At 59.5% G+C, this 19,168-nt stretch carries 22 protein-coding genes and 1 tRNA gene; 18 read left to right on the top strand and 5 right to left on the bottom strand.

The window, feature by feature from the left end:
* Positions 1–17 precede the first annotated feature (17 nt).
* Entirely contained in the window at positions 18–428 is a 411-nt protein-coding gene (locus OZ428_RS25540) for an XRE family transcriptional regulator (RefSeq protein ID WP_442964808.1), read from the bottom strand.
* 21 nt (positions 429–449) lie between these two features.
* Here OZ428_RS25540 and OZ428_RS25545 point away from each other — a divergent pair, with 21 nt between their 5' ends.
* The 15 genes from OZ428_RS25545 (at position 450) to OZ428_RS25615 (ending at position 11,563) form a co-directional block, all read left to right on the top strand.
* A complete protein-coding gene (locus OZ428_RS25545) occupies positions 450–650 on the top strand; it encodes a DNA-binding protein (protein WP_017477234.1) in 201 nt (66 codons plus the stop codon).
* Between the two features lie 29 nt (positions 651–679).
* Positions 680–1,150 (top strand): YmfL family putative regulatory protein, encoded by a 471-nt coding sequence (locus OZ428_RS25550; RefSeq protein WP_269131722.1) that lies wholly within the window; start codon positions 680–682, stop codon positions 1,148–1,150.
* On the top strand, positions 1,150–1,437 hold the full coding sequence (locus OZ428_RS25555) for an ogr/Delta-like zinc finger family protein (RefSeq protein WP_269131723.1): 288 nt from the start codon (positions 1,150–1,152) through the stop codon (positions 1,435–1,437). The genes OZ428_RS25550 and OZ428_RS25555 overlap by 1 nt, the downstream gene beginning before the upstream one ends.
* Positions 1,437–1,808 (top strand): hypothetical protein, encoded by a 372-nt coding sequence (locus OZ428_RS25560; protein ID WP_269131724.1) that lies wholly within the window; start codon positions 1,437–1,439, stop codon positions 1,806–1,808. Before OZ428_RS25555 ends, OZ428_RS25560 begins: the two co-directional genes overlap by 1 nt.
* 75 nt (positions 1,809–1,883) lie before the next feature.
* Positions 1,884–2,117: a hypothetical protein gene (locus OZ428_RS25565; RefSeq protein ID WP_269131725.1), complete on the top strand. Its 234-nt coding sequence runs from the start codon at positions 1,884–1,886 to the stop codon at positions 2,115–2,117.
* A gap of 12 nt (positions 2,118–2,129) precedes the next feature.
* Positions 2,130–4,847 carry a toprim domain-containing protein gene (locus tag OZ428_RS25570; RefSeq protein WP_269131726.1) on the top strand — a complete coding sequence of 906 codons (2,718 nt, stop codon included), beginning with the start codon at positions 2,130–2,132 and terminating at the stop codon, positions 4,845–4,847.
* Between the two features lie 24 nt (positions 4,848–4,871).
* Entirely contained in the window at positions 4,872–5,696 is an 825-nt protein-coding gene (locus OZ428_RS25575) for a hypothetical protein (RefSeq protein WP_269131727.1), read from the top strand.
* Positions 5,697–5,721: 25 nt separating this feature from the next.
* Positions 5,722–6,069, top strand: coding sequence for a DUF7673 family protein (locus OZ428_RS25580; RefSeq protein ID WP_269131728.1), 348 nt, complete (start codon positions 5,722–5,724; stop codon positions 6,067–6,069).
* Positions 6,066–6,272: a hypothetical protein gene (locus OZ428_RS25585; RefSeq protein WP_105227888.1), complete on the top strand. Its 207-nt coding sequence runs from the start codon at positions 6,066–6,068 to the stop codon at positions 6,270–6,272. The genes OZ428_RS25580 and OZ428_RS25585 overlap by 4 nt, the downstream gene beginning before the upstream one ends.
* Before the next feature lie 58 nt (positions 6,273–6,330).
* The gene (locus tag OZ428_RS25590; RefSeq protein ID WP_269131729.1) at positions 6,331–6,798 is read left to right on the top strand and encodes a DUF2528 family protein; all 468 of its coding nucleotides are present in this window, start codon (positions 6,331–6,333) and stop codon (positions 6,796–6,798) included.
* Positions 6,791–8,785 (top strand): DNA cytosine methyltransferase, encoded by a 1,995-nt coding sequence (locus OZ428_RS25595; protein ID WP_269131730.1) that lies wholly within the window; start codon positions 6,791–6,793, stop codon positions 8,783–8,785. Before OZ428_RS25590 ends, OZ428_RS25595 begins: the two co-directional genes overlap by 8 nt.
* Positions 8,778–9,404, top strand: a complete 627-nt coding sequence (locus tag OZ428_RS25600) for a hypothetical protein (protein ID WP_269131731.1) — start codon at positions 8,778–8,780, stop codon at positions 9,402–9,404. The genes OZ428_RS25595 and OZ428_RS25600 overlap by 8 nt, the downstream gene beginning before the upstream one ends.
* 260 nt (positions 9,405–9,664) lie before the next feature.
* Positions 9,665–10,069 carry a hypothetical protein gene (locus tag OZ428_RS25605; RefSeq protein ID WP_269131732.1) on the top strand — a complete coding sequence of 135 codons (405 nt, stop codon included), beginning with the start codon at positions 9,665–9,667 and terminating at the stop codon, positions 10,067–10,069.
* The gene (locus OZ428_RS25610; protein WP_269131733.1) at positions 10,066–10,275 is read left to right on the top strand and encodes a hypothetical protein; all 210 of its coding nucleotides are present in this window, start codon (positions 10,066–10,068) and stop codon (positions 10,273–10,275) included. The genes OZ428_RS25605 and OZ428_RS25610 overlap by 4 nt, the downstream gene beginning before the upstream one ends.
* 94 nt (positions 10,276–10,369) lie before the next feature.
* A complete protein-coding gene (locus OZ428_RS25615; protein WP_269131734.1) occupies positions 10,370–11,563 on the top strand; it encodes an Arm DNA-binding domain-containing protein in 1,194 nt (397 codons plus the stop codon).
* A gap of 133 nt (positions 11,564–11,696) precedes the next feature.
* Here OZ428_RS25615 and OZ428_RS25620 read toward each other — a convergent pair.
* Positions 11,697–11,786, bottom strand: a tRNA-Ser gene (locus OZ428_RS25620).
* 336 nt (positions 11,787–12,122) lie between these two features.
* Between OZ428_RS25620 and OZ428_RS25625 the strand changes: the two genes are divergently transcribed.
* The 3 genes from OZ428_RS25625 (at position 12,123) to OZ428_RS25635 (ending at position 14,855) form a co-directional block, all read left to right on the top strand.
* On the top strand, positions 12,123–12,815 hold the full coding sequence (locus OZ428_RS25625) for a crotonase/enoyl-CoA hydratase family protein (protein ID WP_015885385.1): 693 nt from the start codon (positions 12,123–12,125) through the stop codon (positions 12,813–12,815).
* Positions 12,816–13,027: 212 nt separating this feature from the next.
* Complete coding sequence (locus OZ428_RS25630; RefSeq protein ID WP_269134224.1) at positions 13,028–13,750, top strand: 1-acylglycerol-3-phosphate O-acyltransferase; 723 nt, start codon at positions 13,028–13,030, stop codon at positions 13,748–13,750.
* 133 nt (positions 13,751–13,883) lie between these two features.
* Positions 13,884–14,855: a magnesium and cobalt transport protein CorA gene (locus tag OZ428_RS25635; protein ID WP_016979227.1), complete on the top strand. Its 972-nt coding sequence runs from the start codon at positions 13,884–13,886 to the stop codon at positions 14,853–14,855.
* On the opposite strand, the gene OZ428_RS25640 is transcribed toward OZ428_RS25635, so the two are convergent.
* From OZ428_RS25640 to OZ428_RS25650, 3 genes are all read right to left on the bottom strand, one after another.
* On the bottom strand, positions 14,852–15,577 hold the full coding sequence (locus tag OZ428_RS25640; protein WP_177112202.1) for an amidotransferase: 726 nt from the start codon (positions 15,575–15,577) through the stop codon (positions 14,852–14,854). The genes OZ428_RS25635 and OZ428_RS25640 overlap by 4 nt on opposite strands.
* A gap of 83 nt (positions 15,578–15,660) precedes the next feature.
* Positions 15,661–17,808, bottom strand: coding sequence for a 3-hydroxyacyl-CoA dehydrogenase NAD-binding domain-containing protein (locus OZ428_RS25645; protein ID WP_269131735.1), 2,148 nt, complete (start codon positions 17,806–17,808; stop codon positions 15,661–15,663).
* A gap of 16 nt (positions 17,809–17,824) precedes the next feature.
* Positions 17,825–19,030, bottom strand: a complete 1,206-nt coding sequence (locus OZ428_RS25650) for an acetyl-CoA C-acetyltransferase (RefSeq protein ID WP_269131736.1) — start codon at positions 19,028–19,030, stop codon at positions 17,825–17,827.
* Positions 19,031–19,168: the final 138 nt, after the last annotated feature.

The raw sequence follows: 19,168 nt of genomic DNA on the forward strand, positions 1-19,168 counted from the left end.
TCCTCCTTGGAATTGATTCATTTGGGTTCCGGCTTAGACACCTGCGCCATCGCAAACGCCAAGTGCGCAAGAGTCGCACGGTCGGCATCTGACATCTCCCGCATGTGTCCCAACACCGTCAGCTCTGTGTCGCTCATGTTGTTGACGTCTGTATCTACGCGGGAGCCGGTAAGCACGTAATGCACGTCAACTCCCAGCTCTTGGAGCCCTGAGAGATAGCGCACGTCGGGGGAGCTGGACCCAAGCTCGTAGGCCTTTTGAGTCCCACGGCTTACCCCTGCGGTTACGCCAAAGTCGGTCTGGTTTTTACCCAGCCGCTCGCGTTCTTCCCGCAGGCGTTCACCGACCCCTGAAGAAATGAGCATTTTTTTGATCAATATAAGTTGACTTGAACAGAAATCTGCCCAAGAATCCTTTTCGTCGAACACGATTAAACACGGACGAACACTATGCATGCCCTACAGACCCCCGAGCAAGCCCGCGCGGTTCTTGATCGCGAGGGTAAAAGCATTGCCGAATTTAGCCGCCAACATGGCTTGAACAAAAATCTGGTCAGCGACCTGCTGAACGGCCGTAAGAAGGGCCGTCGGGGAGAAGCGCATCGAGCAGCTGTGCTGCTCGGGATCAAAGACGGCCAGATCACAAATTAGGGCCTCTGGCTCCAAGGGGAAACCAGAAGATGAAACGCCCAGTTCTAGACAGCAGAAAGAGCGTCGTCATGGCCGTCATTGGCGCCTACCCTCGCGGTCGGTTGTATGCCGCAGCTGACCTCGGTATGCCGCTTAAGAAGTTCGACAACCAGGCTTACGAGAACGCCGGCAGTCGCCCGCTGACCGACGAACACATCCACCGTCTGGAGCAGGTCGCCGGCACCACATTCCTGGCCGATTACATCGCCTCAATGTACGGCGGCATGTTCGTACCGCTGAGCCTCACAGAGAACCTGGACAACGTGGAGTTGTATAGCCGCTCGCTCAAGGCCTCGGCCAAACGCGGTCGGGTCGATCAGATCATGTCTGCGGCTCTGGACGATGGGGTCATTGAAAAGCGTGAGGCCGACGCAATCATCGCCGCGCTGGTTACTTACATGTCGGCCCGTTACGCCGAGGTGTTTGCGACTATCCAGCTCTACAGCCAGGGAGCTGTCTAGTGAGTACCTACAAACTGGTCTGCCCCCATTGCCACGGCCGCATGCGCATTCGCACCAGCGAAGGCCAGCACATCTTCCTGCGCATCGCCTATTTGCAGTGCACCAACGAAGCCTGCGGTTTCGTGGCGCGTGCCGAGTTCCAAATGACCCACGAACTGAGCCCCAGCGGCATGCCGAACCCTGCTGTACAGCTGCCGGTGGCGGACGTGGTCATTCGCCGCCAGACAATGAAAACCGCCAACGATCAACCCGATCTGCTGGACCAACTGGAAATGGAGCGCGTGTGATGAACCTCGATCAACAGACTCATGACTACCGCAGCAGCATGCAACAAGCTGCTTTCGCTTACCTGCAACGACATGAGGCAGAACACCTGGTGGATTCCGATCTGTTGTTCGATCGCTGCATTCGCCACCTGACCCTTGCATTGGAAGTGCCCGTGTTCATGGCGCCCAAGCTGGTACACAACGCATGGACTGAACTGCAGGTCATCAAGAAACGCCGCTGGATTGGCATTGACTGGGCCAGTGGTTCAGACAGCACCCGTGTCCTCTTGGTTGACGTTCTCGCCGGCAAAACCTTCCCAATGTCGGCTCGGTTTCTGCCACAGAAACTTCTCGATCAGCGCAGCACCGTACACAAGCTACACCCTCAGTAACGCTCCCTTTTAACCCCCGCCCTGCCCCGTTCCCAATGGGTTTGGGTGAGCTTTGCCCGCAATCCGAGGTGGACCATGGAAATCGACATCGCCATCACCGCAAAACTGCCCCGCGACCACGCTGAGGCACTGCTCATAGAGCTCCGTGCGCAGTACGCGGTGCTGCTCAACGAGCATTGGTATGACGACCGCTTTCGCCGGATCCCCGAGGGTTTGCGGCACGGCTCGTTGCTCGTGGCCTTCCCCGCGATGGCCGCACGAAAAAGCCTGATTGGCGCCCTTAAACACAGTCTCGACGAAGCGAAGTAAGCCACGATGGAAATGGAACAAAGGCTGCGAGCCGACGTCATCCAACGCATTGAGCGGGACTACCAGCTCAAGCACATGGCCAACACCAATTACATGCGCAAGGGCGTGTGTCCAGCCTGCCGCCAGAAAACCCTTTACACCTTCTACGACTCGCCCTGGACGTTGATCTGCGGACGGCCGGAAAAATGTGACCACCGCGTCTACGTAAAAGACGTCTACGACGATCTGTTCAACGACTGGAGCAAGACCGCGCCGTCGACAGCGGACAACCCTCAGGCCACAGCCCGCGCCTACCTTGAGTTTGCGCGGGGTTTCAAATTTGAGCTGATCGCCGGCTTGTTCACTCAGGAAAACTACTGGGATGGACGGCTGAACATCGGTAGCGCCACGGTACGTTTCGCCTTGGAGAAAGGTGGCTATTGGGAGCGCCTGATAGATCGGCCGGATCGATTCGGCAAAATGAAAGCGCGCTTCCGCCCCACCGGCGAAGGCTTGGCCGGTTACAAAGGAGTCTGGTGGTGCCCGCCGAGTGTGGACCTGCTGGAAGTCGACGAACTATTCATCGTCGAGGGAATATTCGACTCAATCGCTCTGCTGCACAACGAAGTGCCGGCCGTGTCGATGATGTCCAGCGCTCCCTGCCCCACCGACTCACTCAAGGCCCTGGTCAAGTTACGGCAGGACGCTGACAAACGTCTGCCGCGCCTGGTGTGGGCACTGGATAACGAGCCAATCGCCAAGGCCAACATGCGCCGCTGGGCGAAGGAAGCGCGCGACCTGGGCTTCACCTGCACAGCAGCCGTAATCCCGCAGCCCAACGGGAAAAAGGTCGATTGGAACGACCTGCATCTGCGGTGGAAGTCGATCGAGGGCGACGACAAACGCGCCGAACGCATTGAGCAGGACCTTAGCGAAGCGCGCCACCAAGGCGATTTGCTGCTGGCTGACTCGGCTGAAGAAAAGGCGTTCCTGATCTACGTGCGCAACGAGCGCAAAGAATTTCACTTCACGTTCCGCAAACGCTTGTACTGGTTTCGGCTGGACCTCGAAAAGTACGACCGTGCGATGACCGATCTGGAAAGCTCGGAACGCCACGAAGACCAGTTGCTCACGGAAGAACAGCGACGCTACAAGGCACTGCGTCAATCTGGCTCGGTGACCAGCATCGCCAACTGCAATTTCCAGGCGCTGTATTACATGCGCAACGACCTGACCGATGAGGCCTGGTACTACTTTCGCATCGAGCGCCCGCAGGGACCGGCCATTAAAAGCACGTTCACGGCCAAGCAGCTCACGTCGGCGCCTGAGTTCGCGAATCGCCTGCTCAACGTCTCCAACGGCGCGATGTTCGAGGGCAGCGCGCAGCAACTGAAACGGATCCTGGCCCCACAGCTGGACTGCCTGAAAACCGTCAACACCATCGAATGGATCGGCTACAGCCGCGACCATGGCGCCTATGTCTTTAACGACTTGGCCTTTCACGGCGGCAAGGTGCAGGTGCGCAACAAGGAGGACTTTTTTGACCTCGGCAAACTGAGCATAAAATCACAGAGCCAGTCGCCGGTGCTGCATATCAACACCGACCTCAATGCCTACAACGAAGGGTGGTTCGACATCTACTGGCGCTGCTTTGGCGTACAGGGGCTGGTGGTGCTGGCCTGGTGGCTGGGTGCGTTGCACGCCGAGCAGATCCGCCAGATCCACAAGTCGCTGATGTTCCTGGAACTGGTGGGCGAAGCCGGCTCTGGTAAGACCACCCTGGTTGAGCTGCTGTGGAAGTCGGTCGGGCGCACTGATTACGAAGGCTTCGACCCGTCCAAAGCGACCGCCGCGAGCCGTGCGCGTAACTTCTCGCAGGTCAGCAACTTGCCGGTAGTGCTGATCGAATCCGAGCGTGAACAAAAGGAAGGCCAGCCGGTTAAACACTTCGACTGGGATGAACTGAAAACCGCCTACAACGGCCGCAGCGTTCGCTCCACCGGCGTGAAAAACAACGGAAACGACACCCACGAACCGCCATTCCGCGCCGCCTTGCTGATTGCGCAAAACAACCCGGTGAACGCATCAGAGCCAATCCTGCAGCGTATTTGCCACGTCCACCTGACACGTGAGCACCACACGCCGGAAACCAAGCAGTACGCCGAGCAGCTGGAGCGCATGCCGATGGACAGCATCAGCGGCTTCCTGGTCAAGGCGCTGCAACGCGAGGCCGAAACCATGCGGCTGTTGGAGGAAAACACCTCCGGCTACGAACAGGAGCTGCTGGCCCTGCCTGGCGTGCGCACCGTGCGTATCGCTAAGAACCACGCCCAGCTGCGCAGCCTGGTGGATGCGTTGGCCGGGGTCGTGCCGCTCGGCGATCGCCGCAAGGCCCTCGCACACGCCGAAATCAGCCGCATGGCCCTGGAGCGGCAGCAGGCAATCAACGCCGACCACCCGACCGTGCGCGAGTTTTGGGACCTGTACGAATTCCTCAACGGCATGGACGAGAAAGCCGCACTGAACCATGCGCGCCGCGATGGGCTGATCGCCGTGAACCTCAACGAGTTTGTGGAAATGGCTGCCAATAAACGCCAGCAAGTGCCGCCGCTGAGCGACCTGAAACGCCTGCTAAAGACCAGCAAGTCACCCAAGTTTCTGGAATCGAACAAGCCCGTCAACTCGTCGCGCCAGGTCGACGCCTTCGACAAACCGAAAACCATCCGCTGCTGGGTATTCCAGGGCGCGTAACCACAGCAATAAAGGAGCAGCACCATGCAAAACCAACTCAAATCAGCCATCCGCTTCAATGACTTTGTCGCCTACTTCGGCGCGCCAGGCGTGGTCGCATTGGCCTGGTGGATCGGGGCCGCGCACGCCGACCGCATTCGCCAGGAACAGAACAGCTTCCCCTTTCTGCAGATCCTCGGTGCCGCCGGCAGCGGCAAGACCCTGCTTATGGACTACTTGCAAAAGTTGAACGGGGAAACGCCTCAGTCCCCCACCCTTCCACTGGACCACGCGACCCCTGCTGCACGCGCACGCGCATTAGCTGCCGCTCGGCAGCGGATCGTCATTTGCGAGGTTTTGTGTGAGTCAGAGCGGTCCTTTGACTGGGACGAACTGAAACCGCTCTATAACTCAGGCAAAGTCACCATCCGCTCAGCGGACAACCAACATGAGGACATGACGTTTCATGGCGCACTGGTGATAACCGCGAACCATCGAGTGGAGTGCAGCGATGCTGTCAGCAGCCGCATGGTTACCGTCAACCTTTCAACTGACGGCGCCCATAGGCCCAGGGTCCGGCCGGAAGTCATAGCCGACTTCAAGGCAAACGAGGCAAGTGAGTTCACCAGCAAGGTAGCCGAGTCCGAAGACTGGATCATCAGCACCATCCAAACGTTTTTACCCTGCTATCAGGGCCAGCTAACGCGCAAATACGGGGCCGGCCTGAACGCTCGCACCGCCCTTAATTGCGCACAGCTGATATGCCTGATCGACCTGCTTTGCAGCCTGCTTTCGATCTCGCAAGACCTTCAGCTTGAAGCCAGAAAGCTGGTCCACGACATCGCCTTCACCGACACCCTTCCCTATTGATTCGGCCTTCGAAAGGAGAACCCGCATGAATACGCCTGCACTAGAACAGCAGCCCAACTGGTTTCTGCAGTTGCAAGAGTTCGAAGCAAAGCGCCCCACCATCCGCAAGGCCGGTATCGAGGCACTGACCCGCCTGGTCCCTGTCGCCCAGCGCGATACAGGCCAAAGCGCGGTGATCGGCCGCTTTCTGCTCGGGCTCTACAACGGCCGCGACTACCCCTTCGTGCTGACCAGCCTGCGCGGTCTCGACACTGCACTGTTCGACGACTGCCTGGCGGTGCTGCAGTTGGACTACTCGCCAGAACAAGAGGTGCATACGTACCTCCCCGACGGCGATGCGATCTGGGAAGAACTGATAGGTACCTGGGCATGAAATGGGCGCCGAAACGCAATAGAGACGGGCAAGTCCAGCAGAACTGCTGGGTTACCGACAACGGCTACACCGTCGCGCTGTGCCGGTTGCCAGAGTCGCGCTACCCCATCACTCGCCCAGGGGGCGAACTGCCCTTCGCTTATGCAAAAGACCGGGACGAAGTCATAACGATCATTGAGCAAGACCAGGCCAAACCGGCCTGAAAGATGGTGTCGAGGAGCGCCAACTCCCCGACACCTACCACTACAAAGGAGCAGCACCATGCAAGCACAGAACCCAAGCAGCAGCGCCGTAGAGGCTAGCACCCCACCGAACATCAAGCGATACCTGGTCAAGGAAACCTGGAAGGAATACCAGGTCACTCTTGAGGTAAATCACGACGTACTGACTGAGAAAACTGCCTCACTAATCAATGGTTTTTGGTCGAACGCCGATGACCGGCTTTCTGCTGAAAATGGAGACGTCGTTCGGACCGTTATCCGCTTGTTTGGTCAAACGATGATCTACCGGATGCTGAGCGAAGGCGGCGCAAGCTTCAGCATCACCACCAAAAACCTTATGACAGGTGACAACCCTGGGCCTTTTTGGACCGAAGACCTTCACAACGAAGAAGGCTGGGGTGGCAATGAACCTGGGCCTTACGGATTTTGCGGTATTCGCGTCATCGCAGCTGATGTCGATACGCCTAGTTACGATGACGTCGAGCTGGTGGAGGTGTCCAATGCTTAAGCGCACCCTCACCCACTTCCACCTCTGCTGCGGCCTAGGTAGCGGCGCCGCTGGTTTTAGCGACTCCAAACCAGTCCTGGGCCCCGTGCAGGCTGAGTGGCGCTGCCTAGGCGGCGTCGATGTAGACCCGGCAGGCTTGCGTGACTTCCAAATGATGACTGGTGTGCCTGGCACGCTGATGGACCTGTTCACCCGCGAGCAGTTCACCGCGTTCCACGGCCAGCAGCCACCAGCCGGCTGGAAAGAAGCCACCGCCGAAGACTTGCGCCGCGCCGCCGGCAACGAGGACCCGGACGCGGTGTTCATCAGTAGCCCCTGCAAGGGCGCTTCTGGCTTGCTGTCCGAGACAATGAGCCAGACGCCCAAATACCGGGCACTCAACGAGCTGACGTTGCGCTGCGTGTGGCTGATGTGTGAAGCCTGGAAGCACAATCCGGTGAAGTTGATCGTGTTCGAAAACGTGCCGCGACTGGCAACCCGTGGCCGCTACCTGCTGGACCAGATCACCAAGCTCCTCCGCCATTACGGCTACGCAGTAGCGGAAACCACCCACGACTGTGGCGAAATCGGCGGACTGGCACAGAGTCGCAAGCGGTTCTTGCTGGTGGCCAGGCACGTCGAGCAGGTTCCGGCATTCTTGTACGAACCTGAAAAGCGCAGTCTGCGCGCTGTCGGTGACGTGCTGAGCCGCATGCCGTTGGCCGGCGACATCGATCAGGCGGGTCCGATGCACCGGGTGCCGGCGTTGCAGTGGAAAACGTGGGTACGCCTGGCCCTGGTAGAGGCCGGGAAGGATTGGCGCAGCCTGAGTCGGTTTGCGATCGAAGACGGTCATCTACGTGACTTTGTGATCGTGCCGGAATATCACAACGGCGTGCTCGGGGTTGTCGATTGGGACGATACAGCCGGCGTGGTTGCAGGTGCGAGCCGCCCCATGAACGGAAAGTTTTCCGTGGCGGATCCTCGTCCGACTAGCAAATTCGAATACACCCAGTACGGTGTGCTGCCCTACAACCGCCACTGCGGCGTGGTCACCGGCCAACGCAGTCCAGGGCAAGGGACATTCAGCGTTGCTGACCCACGTATGGGCGGCGAGCGGCATAACAACGTATTCAGGGTAGTTCGCAACGACCAAGCAGCTGGCACGGTCACCGCAGGGCACGGGCCAAGCTCCGGCGGGCAGGCTGTGGCCGACCCGCGACAACCGTCCAAGGGCTTCGGCAAGTACCTGGTCACCGACTACAGCAAGCCGGCCGGTACCGTCATTGCCGGCAGCACCACCGGGCAAGGCGCTTTCGCTGTGGCAGATCCTGCCTACAAAAACTGGCACCCGAATGCCAGCACCCAAAAGCTGCGGATAACGCCCTGGTGCGAGAACGCCAAGACCGTGACCGGCTCACAACAGGTTGCCAGCGGGGCTTTATCGATCGCAGACCCGCGCCCAGGCATGTCGCGCACCAAGGGCGATGCGTACCTGACGGGCGGACATTATGGCGTGGTCGAGTACAACGCGCCGGCCGGTGCCGTGTCCGCCAGCGCCTGCCATGACAACGGCCGGTGGTCGGTTGCCGATCAGCGCATGCCGGCGCCCAATGACCGGTTGACCTGCATGATCACCAGCCTCGACGGCACATGGCACCGCCCGTTCACCACCCTGGAACTGGCCGCGCTGCAATCGCTGTTTGATCCAGAAGACCACTGGTCAGCAGATCCGCAGACCGCACATGAAATCGAGCGGATGCAGCGCGTTCGCAAGATAGAACAGGCGGGAGTCTTCCGGCTGGATGGCATCAACGACGGCCTCCACCGGGAGCGGATTGGCAACGCGGTGCCGCGCGCGGCGGCAAGGGCGATGGCCGACGTGTTCGGCATGACGCTGCTGCTTTCCGAGGCGGGTGAGACGTTCATGCTCAGCAACGTGTCGATTTGGGTGCAGCCGGTGGCGATTGCGCTAAGCGTGGCTCAGCAGGAGGTTGGTCATGTCTGACCTCTTCTTCTTGCAGGACAGCCGCAGTAACGTCGGTAGCCGGGCGATGTTTTGGCGTAACGGCGGCGGCTACACCTCGAATCTCGACGAGGCAGAACAGTTCTCGTGGGAACACGCATTGAAGCAATACGAGTGCAGGGAAACCGATTTGCCCTGGCCAGTGGAGTACGTCAGCACTCGCGCAGAGGTCGGCGTTGACTGCCAGTACCTCAGCAGGTCAGAGGCCGAGGCCTACCGCAACGAAGACGGCCGCGTATATGTGGCCTACGCACGCGAGTGGGACGGCAATGATCTGGTGTGGCGCGGCGGCACAGGCCCAACCGCCAATCTGGATGACGCCATCCACCCGGGAGCGGCAGACGCCGCTGGGTACCTGGCCCAAGGCTTGGAGCTTTGGCCGTGCGGGTACATCGTCGAGCGTTCCCGGCCAGTGGCCCAGGTCGCGCAGCTCGACCACAGGCAGGCACTTCGCTCAGTCGGCCTCAAGCTGCCCAAGCTCAAGCGCCCGCGCAACCGTATCTATCGCGACCGGATCAACTGCGAAGGCTGCGGGCGTTTTCTCAGCGAGCGCCAGCGCTTCGACGACTGCCCGAACTGCGGCGCGGGGAACGCACCATGACCGTTTTCCTTTTGCTTTACCTGTGCGCGGATGCGACCCGAACGGATTGCCAGGTGGTTAGGGCTGATAGCTGGAGTGGCCCTAGCGCCTACGAGCAATGCACCGACGTCGTACCTGGGCTGACAGAGGCGTTGACGGCGCCCAACCAAAAGCGGCATCGGTTTGTATGTGAGGTCCAAGGCCACACCGCAAAACCCGCAGAACACAAAGCTCCGCCGGGCTTTGCTCATCAATCATTTCGGATGTAACGGAGAGAACTCATGACCAGAATTGTCACTGAGCGAGACTTCAGAAAACCAGAGTTCGCCAATGCTGACCCTATCGACTACGAGTTTCGTGAGGACGGCGCAGTTGTACGCAAGGATCGCTGGCAAACAGCCGTTCACCAAATTCGCAGCTTGGTGGGTCCCAAAGGCCGTGAGTTCGAGATTGCGGATGTGATAACGGCCGTTGAGAAACTGACCGTTAGCTGGTGCGACGCAGACCCTGATGACTTCCCGGATGCCCCAGCATTCATTGACGTAAGGCTCTCTTGCGGAAGCGTACTGAAACGACTGGAGCGTTTTGGCGACAAGTACGCTTGGACATTTAGCACGCTGGAATTCGTTGCCGTGGATTTTGGAGCGGACATCGTCCAATGGACCAAAAGCGAGGTAGCCCCTTGAACAACGGTAAATCCTTCCCCTGGAACCTCGACCTCACCGGAGTCTGTGACCAGTGCGGTAGATCCCGTGCTCACGGCAACCACCAGAAGTGCAGCAAAGCGCGCCAGGCTGCCAACGCCAAGCGTCGGGCCGAGGAGTCTCAAGCCGGCGTCACACCGGCACCTAGAAAAAGTGCCAGCCTGTTCTGGTTACTTCGCCAGCAGTGATCGGCAACACTAAAACCGCAATACATCAGGCCCGGCGACGGGCCTTTTTTCTGCCTGTCGGCAGAATCTTTCAATACATCGCGTGGGGACGCATATGGCAGATGGCGTAGAGGCCCGTGGCAATTCGGTACGAGTCTATTTCCGTTTCAATGGCGAGCTGTGTCGGGAGCTGGTGCCCGGTGGCAACACACCGGAAAACAGGGAGCATGCAAAGCGTCTGGTAACGGTGATCGAGTACGAGATACAGGCCGGCACCTTCGATTACCGCCGGCACTTTCCAGAATCGACCAAGCTGGCCGAGAACACTTTCGGGAATTACCTGGACCTTTGGCTCACGATCAAGAGCAACAGCGTGGCCGCTACCTCTTTCCGTGGCTATAAAAACAAGGCCGAGGTCCATGTGCGGCCGCGCTGGGGTGACGTACAGATCGATCAGATTGACCACCTGGACCTGCAGGAATGGATCCAGGGGCCGCTGTCGAAGCGGCTGAAGAACAAGACCATCCGCGACATCATCAGCAATGTGCGCCAGGTGTTCCGGTTGTACCGCACCCGGAAGAAGGTCGCGCACGACCCAACCGAGGGGTTATTTGTCCGACTACCCGATCCTGAAGCGCCGGACCCATTCACCAGAGCGGAAATCAAGCAGATCCTCAATACGCACACCAGCCGCACCCAGGAGCTGCTGATGGTGCAGTTCATGATATGGGCTGGGCCACGGGTGTCGGAGACCATCGCATTGGCCTGGGAGGACGTTGATTTGAAACAAGGGACGGTGACCTTCCGACGCTCCAAGGTACGTGGAGCCTATCGCGTGACGAAAACCCGGCGCTCTACGCGCAAAGTGCGCCTGCTGGAGCCAGCATGGGATGCCCTGCGCAAACTGGACGCGATCAACCAGCTCAAGACAGTGGACACAGTCGACGTCGTCGAGCGGGACAATAAGACCATCCGCAAACACAAGCTGCACTTTGTATTTCTGAACACCAAGAGCGGCCTGCCGCACGTGAGCGACTTTGTGGTGAGGGATAGGTTCTTCAAAGCGCACTTGAAAGCTGCTGGGGTTCGTTATCGCGGTCCTGGCCAGTGCCGACACACCTACGCCAGCCAGCTGCTCACCACCGGCGTAGCTTCGGTTGACTGGATCGCGGAGCAGATGGGCCACACCAGCGCAAATATGATCCGACAGCACTACGGCATGTGGATCAACGAGGACGGCCCGGACGTCATCGGCATGCTGCAGCACGCCCTGGGCATCCAGCCACCAGGTGGTGACAAAGCCCCATAAACCGGGGTTCGAACGTAGGCAATCCAGCAGCCTGTGTTCCCATGGATGTTCCCATATGGGCCTTTTTTGACCCTCTGAAAACACAAAACCCCTGAAAACTTTAACGTTTTCAGGGGTTTAGTCGTTTCAAATTTGGCGGTGAAGGAGAGATTCGAACTCTCGATACAATTTCTTGTATACACACTTTCCAGGCGTGCTCCTTAAGCCACTCGGACACTTCACCGTATCTCGTCAAACCAGTTCAGTCTGTCGAGGCGCGCTAATGTAGTCGAAAGCCTTTCTGATGGCAAAGGTTTTTTTCAGAATTTTCATGCGGTTAGCCGGTTATGCCGATCCGCGCCCGGCAAGGGGCGGTGATTGTGCCATTCTCAGGCATCGGCGGTGTGCGTCTGGGGCGGCGATTGCGCCCTACCCTAGGCTCATCAAACGCCTGTGTGCGGGAAAAGTCTGACTGGGTAGTCAGTCACGGCGCTTTACCGGGGCGGGCGTGGTGGGTAACGTCTGCGCATGCACTGCTATTAATAAGCCTTCTATAACAAATCCTACAAGGAACCGCGTCATGAGTGAGTTGATTGCCTACCACCTCGAAGACGGTATCGCGACCCTGACCTTGAGCAACGGCAAGGTGAATGCCATTTCTCCGGCGGTGGTCAGTGCGTTTAATGAAGCGTTGGATCAGGCTGAGAAGGACCGCGCGGTGGTGGTGATCACCGGCACGCCGGGGATTTTGTCGGGGGGTTATGATTTGAAGGTGATGACCGCCGGCCCTAAAGAGGCGATCGGTCTGGTGACGTCCGGTTCGACCTTGGCGCGTCGTCTGTTGTCGCACCCGTTCCCGGTGATTGTGGCGTGCCCTGGGCATGCGGTGGCCAAGGGTGCGTTCCTGCTGTTGTCGGCGGATTATCGGATTGGTGTGGAAGGCCCGTTCAGCATTGGCCTGAACGAGGTGGCGATTGGCATGACCATGCATCACGCTGGGATCGAGCTGGCGCGGGATCGCTTGCGTAAATCGGCCTTCCATCGTTCGGTGATCAATGCCGAGATGTTTGACCCGCAGGGCGCGTTGCAAGCCGGCTTCCTCGACAAGGTGGTAGCGCCGGAGGAATTGCATGCGGCGGCGCTGGAGGCGGCGCGTCAGTTGAAGAAGCTGAACATGAATGCCCACAAGCACACCAAGTTGAAGGTGCGTAAAGAGCTGCTGGAAGCCCTGGACGATGCAATCATTCAGGACCAGGGACATATCCTGAGCTAAGCCCTACGCTTGATACACCAGAGCCCGACCTTGAGTCGGGCTTTTTCTTACAAATAAATCCGAATCATCCTTAGCCGCTCTAGCCTGCCCGTGCCGGTAGATATCGAAACATGCGCTTAAACATCGGCTATCTCCTACCTCTACAGGGGTAATTGCCGAATACAGTGCACATCCGTACACTGCGCCACCTTTTGTCCGGATAGGCCGTGTCGATGCTTTTTTTGCTGCGTATGTTGTTGATGGGCCTGCACTTTATGCTCGCCGGTGTACTGGGCGTGCTGGTCGGTCTGTGTCGGCCATTCAATCCGGACAACAGTCGCCTGTGTGCTCGCCTTTACGCGCTCCCAGCCATGTGGATTCTGCGGCTGAACGTGAAGGCGGATGTGGACTCGCTGCGCAACAAGCCTGGCACCTGCGTGATCATCGCCAATCACCAGTCCAACTATGACCTGTTTGTGTTCGGCAACGTGGTGCCTTACCGCACCGTGTGTATCGCCAAGAAAAGCCTGAAATGGGTGCCGCTGTTCGGCCAGTTGTTCTGGCTGGCGGGCAACGTGCTGATCGACCGAGGCAATGCGCACAAGGCGCGCCGCGCGATGCTCACCACGACGCACACTTTGCAGCACGAAGACACGTCGATCTGGGTGTTCCCCGAGGGCACGCGCAATCTGGGCAAGGGTTTGCTGCCGTTCAAGAAAGGCGCGTTCCACATGGCGATTGCGGCCGGTGTGCCGATTGTGCAGGTGTGTGTGAGCAATTACGTCACTCACATGCAGCTCAATCGCTGGAACAGTGGGGATGTGCTCATACGGTCGTTGCCGCCGATTCCTACCACTGGGATGACTGCGGATGACATCCCGGCATTGATGCAGGCGTGTCATGCGCAGATGGATGAATGCATCGCGCAGATGGACCGCGAGTTGCGGGCTGTCTGAAGATTGTCGGGGGGCGCTTCGCCCCCCAGCGCGAGCAAGCTCGCTCACCACCAAAAAGCTTGCCGCTACGACGGAACGCCATTCAGGCTAAGCTGCCCAACACCTGTCCTCCCAATAAGAAGCGATCAGCACCATGGGTAGAGTTGTTGCGGCCGCCGTTTATAGCGCCGGTAAGAAAGTCACGGATATCACCCTCGACGAGGGCGCGGCCTGGGCCGCCAAACCCGACCACTTTGTGTGGATCGGCCTGGAAGAGCCCGACGCCCAGGAGCTGGCCAACCTGCAACGCCAGTTCAACCTGCATGAATTGGCCATCGAAGACGCCCTGGAAAAACACAGCCGCCCCAAGCTGGAAACCTTCGGCGATGCGCTGTTTATCGTCACCTACTCACCGGTGCGCGAGAACGGCAAGCTGGAGTTTATCGAGACGCATATCTTCGCCGGCAACGGCTACATCATTACTGCACGCAACGGTCACTCAGCGTCCTACGGCTTTGTGCGCCAGCGCTGTGAGGCGCGGCCACTGTTGCTGGAGCATGGGGAAGATTTCGTACTCTATGCGCTGCTGGATTTCGTCACCGAGAACTACCAGCCGGTGAGCGAAGCGATCCATGCCGAGATCGATGAGCTGGAGCGTAATGTGCTGTGCAGCTCGTTGAGCGAGCGGGATATCCAGAAGATTCACGGCCTGCGTCGCGACGTGTTGCGGCTCAAGCGTTATGTGGCGCCGATGGTGGAGATCAGCCAGGAGCTGCAGAAGCTCAGCTTTCCGTTTATCGACAAGAACATGCGCCCGTACTTCCGTGATGTGCAGATCCACGTGACGCGGCAGATGGAAGACCTGACCACCCTGCGCGATATCGCCAGCCAGACCATCGAGATCGGTGTGCTGCTGGAGGCGTCGCGCCAGAGCGTGGTGCAGCGCAAGTTCGCCGCATGGGCGGCGATCCTCGCGTTCCCCACCGCAGTCGCGGGGATTTACGGGATGAACTTCCAGAACATGCCCGAGCTGCAATGGCACTACGGCTATTTTGCGGTGCTCGGGTTTATCGCGGTGGGTTGCACCAGCCTGTGGGCGAGTTTCAAGCGTTCGGGCTGGCTTTAAACCTGGGCCTCGGGCTTGTGCGCGACGAAACGCATCATCCATTCCGCCACGGTTGCGCCGTGGTGGTCGCGCTCAAGGCTGGCCACGCCGTTCGTGTAGACCTTTTCGCCCAACGTCGTCTGAAGAATTTCCAGCAACTCGCGGGAATAGTCGCTTACAAATTCCGGGTGCCCCTGGAAGCACAGGACCTGGTCGCCGATGTGGTACGCGGCGAACGGGCAAAAGGCGCTGGAGGCGATGACGGTGGCATTCTCCGGCAGTGTGGTCACCTGATCCTGGTGGCTGATCAGTAGCGTCAGTTCTTCCACTTCCGGGCTCATCCACGGCGTCTTGGCATCGAGCTTGTAGTCGTGGATGCCCATGCCCCAGCCCTGGCCGGCGCGTTCGGTCTTGCCGCCGAGCAACAGCGCCAGCAGTTGATGACCGAAGCAGATGCCGAGCAGCTTGTCGCCGCGCTCGTAACGTTCGAGCAGGTAGGTCTTGAGGGTCTGGATCCACGGGTCGGTGCCAAAGGAGTCGGCCTTGCTGCCGGTCACCAGGTAGGCGTCGAACACTTCATCGTCCGGCGGGTATTCGCCGTTCACCACGTTGTACACGACAAACTCGGCGGGAATCGGCTGCTTGGCGAACAGGCGCTTGAACATCTGCCCGTACCCTTGGTATTGATCGATCAAGCCTGGACGCAGGATATCGGTTTCCAGGATACAGACGCGTAGCGACATAAAAAATACCTGACACGGTGATGGGAATATTGCACACCCCAGAGCCTGCCTTGAAATACCCCTTCAAGGCAAGCCCCCTTTAATCACCTGAACGTGTCACCTTGCGCCGCTTTTTCGAGCAGTAACGCCGGTGGCGTGAAGCGTTCGCCATATTGCTCGGCCAAGTAGCGAGCGCGGGCAATGAAGTCGTTCAGCCCATATTGGTTGATGAACTGCAACGCGCCGCCGCTCCAGGCCGCAAAACCAATGCCGAAGATCGACCCCACGTTCGCGTCCGCCGTGGACATCAACACGCCCTCCTCCACACAACGCACGGTCTCGATGGCCTGGATAAACAGCAGGCGGTCGCGCACATCTTGGGGAGAGATACGTTGGTCGGGCCGTTCAAAGCGGCTTTTCAGCTCTGGCCACAGGTATTTCTGCCCGCCATTGGGATATTCATAGAAACCGCCTCCCGCCGCCTTGCCCACGCGTTTGTATTCGTTGACCAACAGATCGATGACCGCCGTCGCCGGGTGTGTCGGCACAGCCTTGCCTTCCGCCTGCAGATCCTTGGCCGTCTGCTGCCTGATATGGCTCATCAGGCTGAGGGACACTTCATCCGACACCGCCAGCGGCCCCACCGGCATGCCGGCTTTGCGCGCTTCGGTCTCGATCATCGGCGCGGCCACGCCCTCCCCCAGCATGGCGATGCCTTCGTTGGTAAAGGTGCCAAACACTCGCGAAGTGAAGAAGCCACGGCTGTCGTTGACCACAATCGGGGTTTTCTTGATTTGCAGAACGAAATCGAAACCTCGGGCCAGGGTTTCGTCGCTGGTGTGGGAACCCTTGATGATTTCCACCAGGGGCATCTTGTCCACCGGGCTGAAGAAGTGCAGGCCGATGAACTTGGCTTGATCCGGCACCGCCGTGGCCAGGCCGCTGATGGGCAAGGTGGAAGTGTTGGAGGCAATCACAGCGTCGGCGCCGACCACGTTTTGCGCGGCGGCGGAGACGTTGGCCTTGAGCGCGCGGTCTTCGAACACCGCTTCGATGATCAGGTCGCAACCGGCCAGGTCATCATCGCTGGCCGTAGGAAGAATTCGCGCCAAGGTGGTTTCCCGCTGTTCGGCGGTCAATTGCCCACGGCTGACTTTCTTGTCCAGCAACGCCGCCGAATGCGCCTTGCCCTTCTCGGCGGCCGCCAGGTTGATGTCCTTGAGTACCACGTCGATACCGGCGCTGGCGCTGACGTAAGCGATGCCTGCGCCCATCATGCCTGCACCGAGCACGCCGACCTTGCGCGTGACATAGGGTGCGTAACCTTGCGGCCGCGAACGGCCTGCGTTGATCTCATTGAGCTGGAACCAGAAGGTGCCGATCATGTTCTTCGCCACCTGCCCCGTCACCAGTTCGGTGAAATAACGGGTTTCGATCAGGTGCGCGGTGTCGAAATTCACTTGGGCGCCTTCGACGGCCGCGCAGAGAATTTTCTCCGGCGCGGGGAAACAGCCCTGGGTCTTACTGCGCAAAATCGAAGGCGCAATCGCCAGCATCTGCGCAACTTTTGGACTTGACGGTGTACCGCCGGGGATCTGGTAGGCCTTGTGGTCCCACGGTTGCTTGGCATCCGGATTAGCCAGGATCCAGGCGCAGGACTTGGCCAGCAGTTCATCGCGATCCGCCGCCAGCTCATTCACCAGCCCGGCTTGCAAAGCCTGTTGCGGCCGTACCTTCTTGCCTTCGAGCAGATACGGCAAGGCCTTTTCCAACCCCAGCATGCGCACCATGCGCACCACCCCGCCACCACCCGGCAGTAAGCCCAAGGTGACTTCCGGCAGGCCCAGCTGCACCGATTTGTCGTCCAGCGCCACGCGATAATGGCATGCCAGGCAAATCTCCCAACCGCCCCCCAGCGCCGCGCCATTGATCGCGGCGACCACGGGTTTGCCGAGGGTTTCCAGGCGGCGCAGTTGCGCTTTCAGCACCAGCACGCCGTCGTAGAAATCCTTGGCGTGGGCCTTGTCGACCTTGATCAATTCATTGAGGTTGCCGCCGGCGAAAAATGTCTTCTTGGCCGAGGTGATCACTACGCCGGCAAGGTCATCCTTTTCCGCCTCCAGGCGCTGCACCGTGGCCGCCATGGCCTCGCGGTACGCGCCGTTCATAGTGTTGGCGCTCTGGCCGGGCATGTCGAGGGTCAGCACTACGATGCCGTCCTGGCCTTTTTCGTAACGAATGGCTTGGGTCATGACTGATTCCTTGGGCTCAGAGGCGTTCGATAATGGTGGCGATGCCCATGCCACCGCCGACACACAGGGTGGCCAGGCCGTAGCGCTGCTGGCGCACTTCCAGTTCGTCGAGCAAGGTGCCGAGGATGGCGCAACCGGTGGCGCCCAACGGGTGGCCCATGGCGATGGAGCCGCCATTCACGTTGACCCGCGCCGCGTCGATGCCCATGTCCTTGATGAACTTGAGCACCACTGAGGCAAAGGCTTCGTTGACTTCGAACAGGTCGATGTCTTCGACGCGCAACCCGGCCTTGGCCAGGGCCTTGCGCGTGGCGGGCGCGGGGCCGGTGAGCATGATGGTCGGGTCGGTGCTGGTGACCGCCGTGGCGACGATACGCGCACGGGGTTGCAGGCCCAGCTCGCGGCCCTTGGCCTCAGAGCCGATCAACATCAACGCGGCACCATCGACGATGCCAGAGCTGTTGCCCGGTGTGTGCACATGCTGAATGCGCTCCACATGGCTGTAGACCCGCAATGCTGTGGCGTCGAAGCCCATGTGCCCCATCATTTCGAAGCTGGGCTTGAGTTTGCCCAGGCCTTCGAGCGTCGAGTCGCCGCGAATAAATTCGTCATGGTCCAGCAGCACGATGCCGTTCTGGTCGTGCACCGCGATCAGCGATTTATTGAAAGACCCATCCGCCCGCGCCCTCGCCGCTTTCTGTTGGGAATGTAGGGCGAAAGTGTCGACGTCCTCACGGGTAAAACCTTCCAAGGTGGCAATCAGGTCCGCGCCGATACCCTGTGGGGTGAAGTGGCTGTGCATATTGGTCTGCGGATCGAGTACCCAGGCGCCACCGTCACTGCCCATGGGCACGCGGGACATGGACTCAACGCCACCGACCACCACCAGGTCTTCGAAGCCGGAACGCACTTTCATCGCACCCAAATTGACGGCTTCCAGGCCCGACGCGCAGAAACGGTTGATCTGCACACCGGCGACGCTGATGTCCCAGTCCGCCACCAAAGCAGCGGTCTTGGCGATGTCGGCGCCCTGGTCGCCTATCGGCGTTACGCAGCCGAGCACGATGTCGTCTACGTGGTGGGTGTCGAGGTCGCTGCGCCGGGCCAGCGCCGTGAGCAGGCCGGCCACCAGGTTCACCGGCTTGACGCTGTGCAAGGCACCGTCGGCCTTGCCTTTGCCACGGGGCGTGCGTATCGCATCAAAGATCAAAGCTTGGGTCATGACGTCCTCGAACCGCTGTGCATGTGTGCCTCTACCTTAGGCCCGATTGACACGGTTTCAATGACGGATGCGCTCATTGCTTTTGACCCCCTCGCTCGGACGAACGGTAGTCTCCTAAGCTAATCGCCGGGTTAATCG

It is taken from the genome of Pseudomonas sp. GXZC (genome assembly GCF_026967615.1).
Classification (GTDB): Bacteria; Pseudomonadota; Gammaproteobacteria; order Pseudomonadales; family Pseudomonadaceae; genus Aquipseudomonas; species Aquipseudomonas azotoformans_A.

Excerpts from the sequence above, each read along its gene's own strand:
- OZ428_RS25595 (WP_269131730.1), top strand. The coding sequence starts at position 6,791 with ATGCTTAAGCGCACCCTCACCCACTTCCACCTCTGCTGCGGCCTAGGT.
- OZ428_RS25550 (WP_269131722.1), top strand. The coding sequence starts at position 680 with ATGAAACGCCCAGTTCTAGACAGCAGAAAGAGCGTCGTCATGGCCGTC.
- OZ428_RS25565 (WP_269131725.1), top strand. The coding sequence starts at position 1,884 with ATGGAAATCGACATCGCCATCACCGCAAAACTGCCCCGCGACCACGCT.
- OZ428_RS25560 (WP_269131724.1), top strand. The coding sequence starts at position 1,437 with ATGAACCTCGATCAACAGACTCATGACTACCGCAGCAGCATGCAACAA.
- OZ428_RS25585 (WP_105227888.1), top strand. The coding sequence starts at position 6,066 with ATGAAATGGGCGCCGAAACGCAATAGAGACGGGCAAGTCCAGCAGAAC.
- OZ428_RS25575 (WP_269131727.1), top strand. The coding sequence starts at position 4,872 with ATGCAAAACCAACTCAAATCAGCCATCCGCTTCAATGACTTTGTCGCC.
- OZ428_RS25570 (WP_269131726.1), top strand. The coding sequence starts at position 2,130 with ATGGAACAAAGGCTGCGAGCCGACGTCATCCAACGCATTGAGCGGGAC.
- OZ428_RS25580 (WP_269131728.1), top strand. The coding sequence starts at position 5,722 with ATGAATACGCCTGCACTAGAACAGCAGCCCAACTGGTTTCTGCAGTTG.
- OZ428_RS25615 (WP_269131734.1), top strand. The coding sequence starts at position 10,370 with ATGGCAGATGGCGTAGAGGCCCGTGGCAATTCGGTACGAGTCTATTTC.
- OZ428_RS25640 (WP_177112202.1), bottom strand. The coding sequence starts at position 15,577 with ATGTCGCTACGCGTCTGTATCCTGGAAACCGATATCCTGCGTCCAGGC.
- OZ428_RS25605 (WP_269131732.1), top strand. The coding sequence starts at position 9,665 with ATGACCAGAATTGTCACTGAGCGAGACTTCAGAAAACCAGAGTTCGCC.
- OZ428_RS25590 (WP_269131729.1), top strand. The coding sequence starts at position 6,331 with ATGCAAGCACAGAACCCAAGCAGCAGCGCCGTAGAGGCTAGCACCCCA.
- OZ428_RS25630 (WP_269134224.1), top strand. The coding sequence starts at position 13,028 with ATGCTTTTTTTGCTGCGTATGTTGTTGATGGGCCTGCACTTTATGCTC.
- OZ428_RS25645 (WP_269131735.1), bottom strand. The coding sequence starts at position 17,808 with ATGACCCAAGCCATTCGTTACGAAAAAGGCCAGGACGGCATCGTAGTG.
- OZ428_RS25650 (WP_269131736.1), bottom strand. The coding sequence starts at position 19,030 with ATGACCCAAGCTTTGATCTTTGATGCGATACGCACGCCCCGTGGCAAA.
- OZ428_RS25625 (WP_015885385.1), top strand. The coding sequence starts at position 12,123 with ATGAGTGAGTTGATTGCCTACCACCTCGAAGACGGTATCGCGACCCTG.
- OZ428_RS25600 (WP_269131731.1), top strand. The coding sequence starts at position 8,778 with ATGTCTGACCTCTTCTTCTTGCAGGACAGCCGCAGTAACGTCGGTAGC.
- OZ428_RS25545 (WP_017477234.1), top strand. The coding sequence starts at position 450 with ATGCATGCCCTACAGACCCCCGAGCAAGCCCGCGCGGTTCTTGATCGC.
- OZ428_RS25635 (WP_016979227.1), top strand. The coding sequence starts at position 13,884 with ATGGGTAGAGTTGTTGCGGCCGCCGTTTATAGCGCCGGTAAGAAAGTC.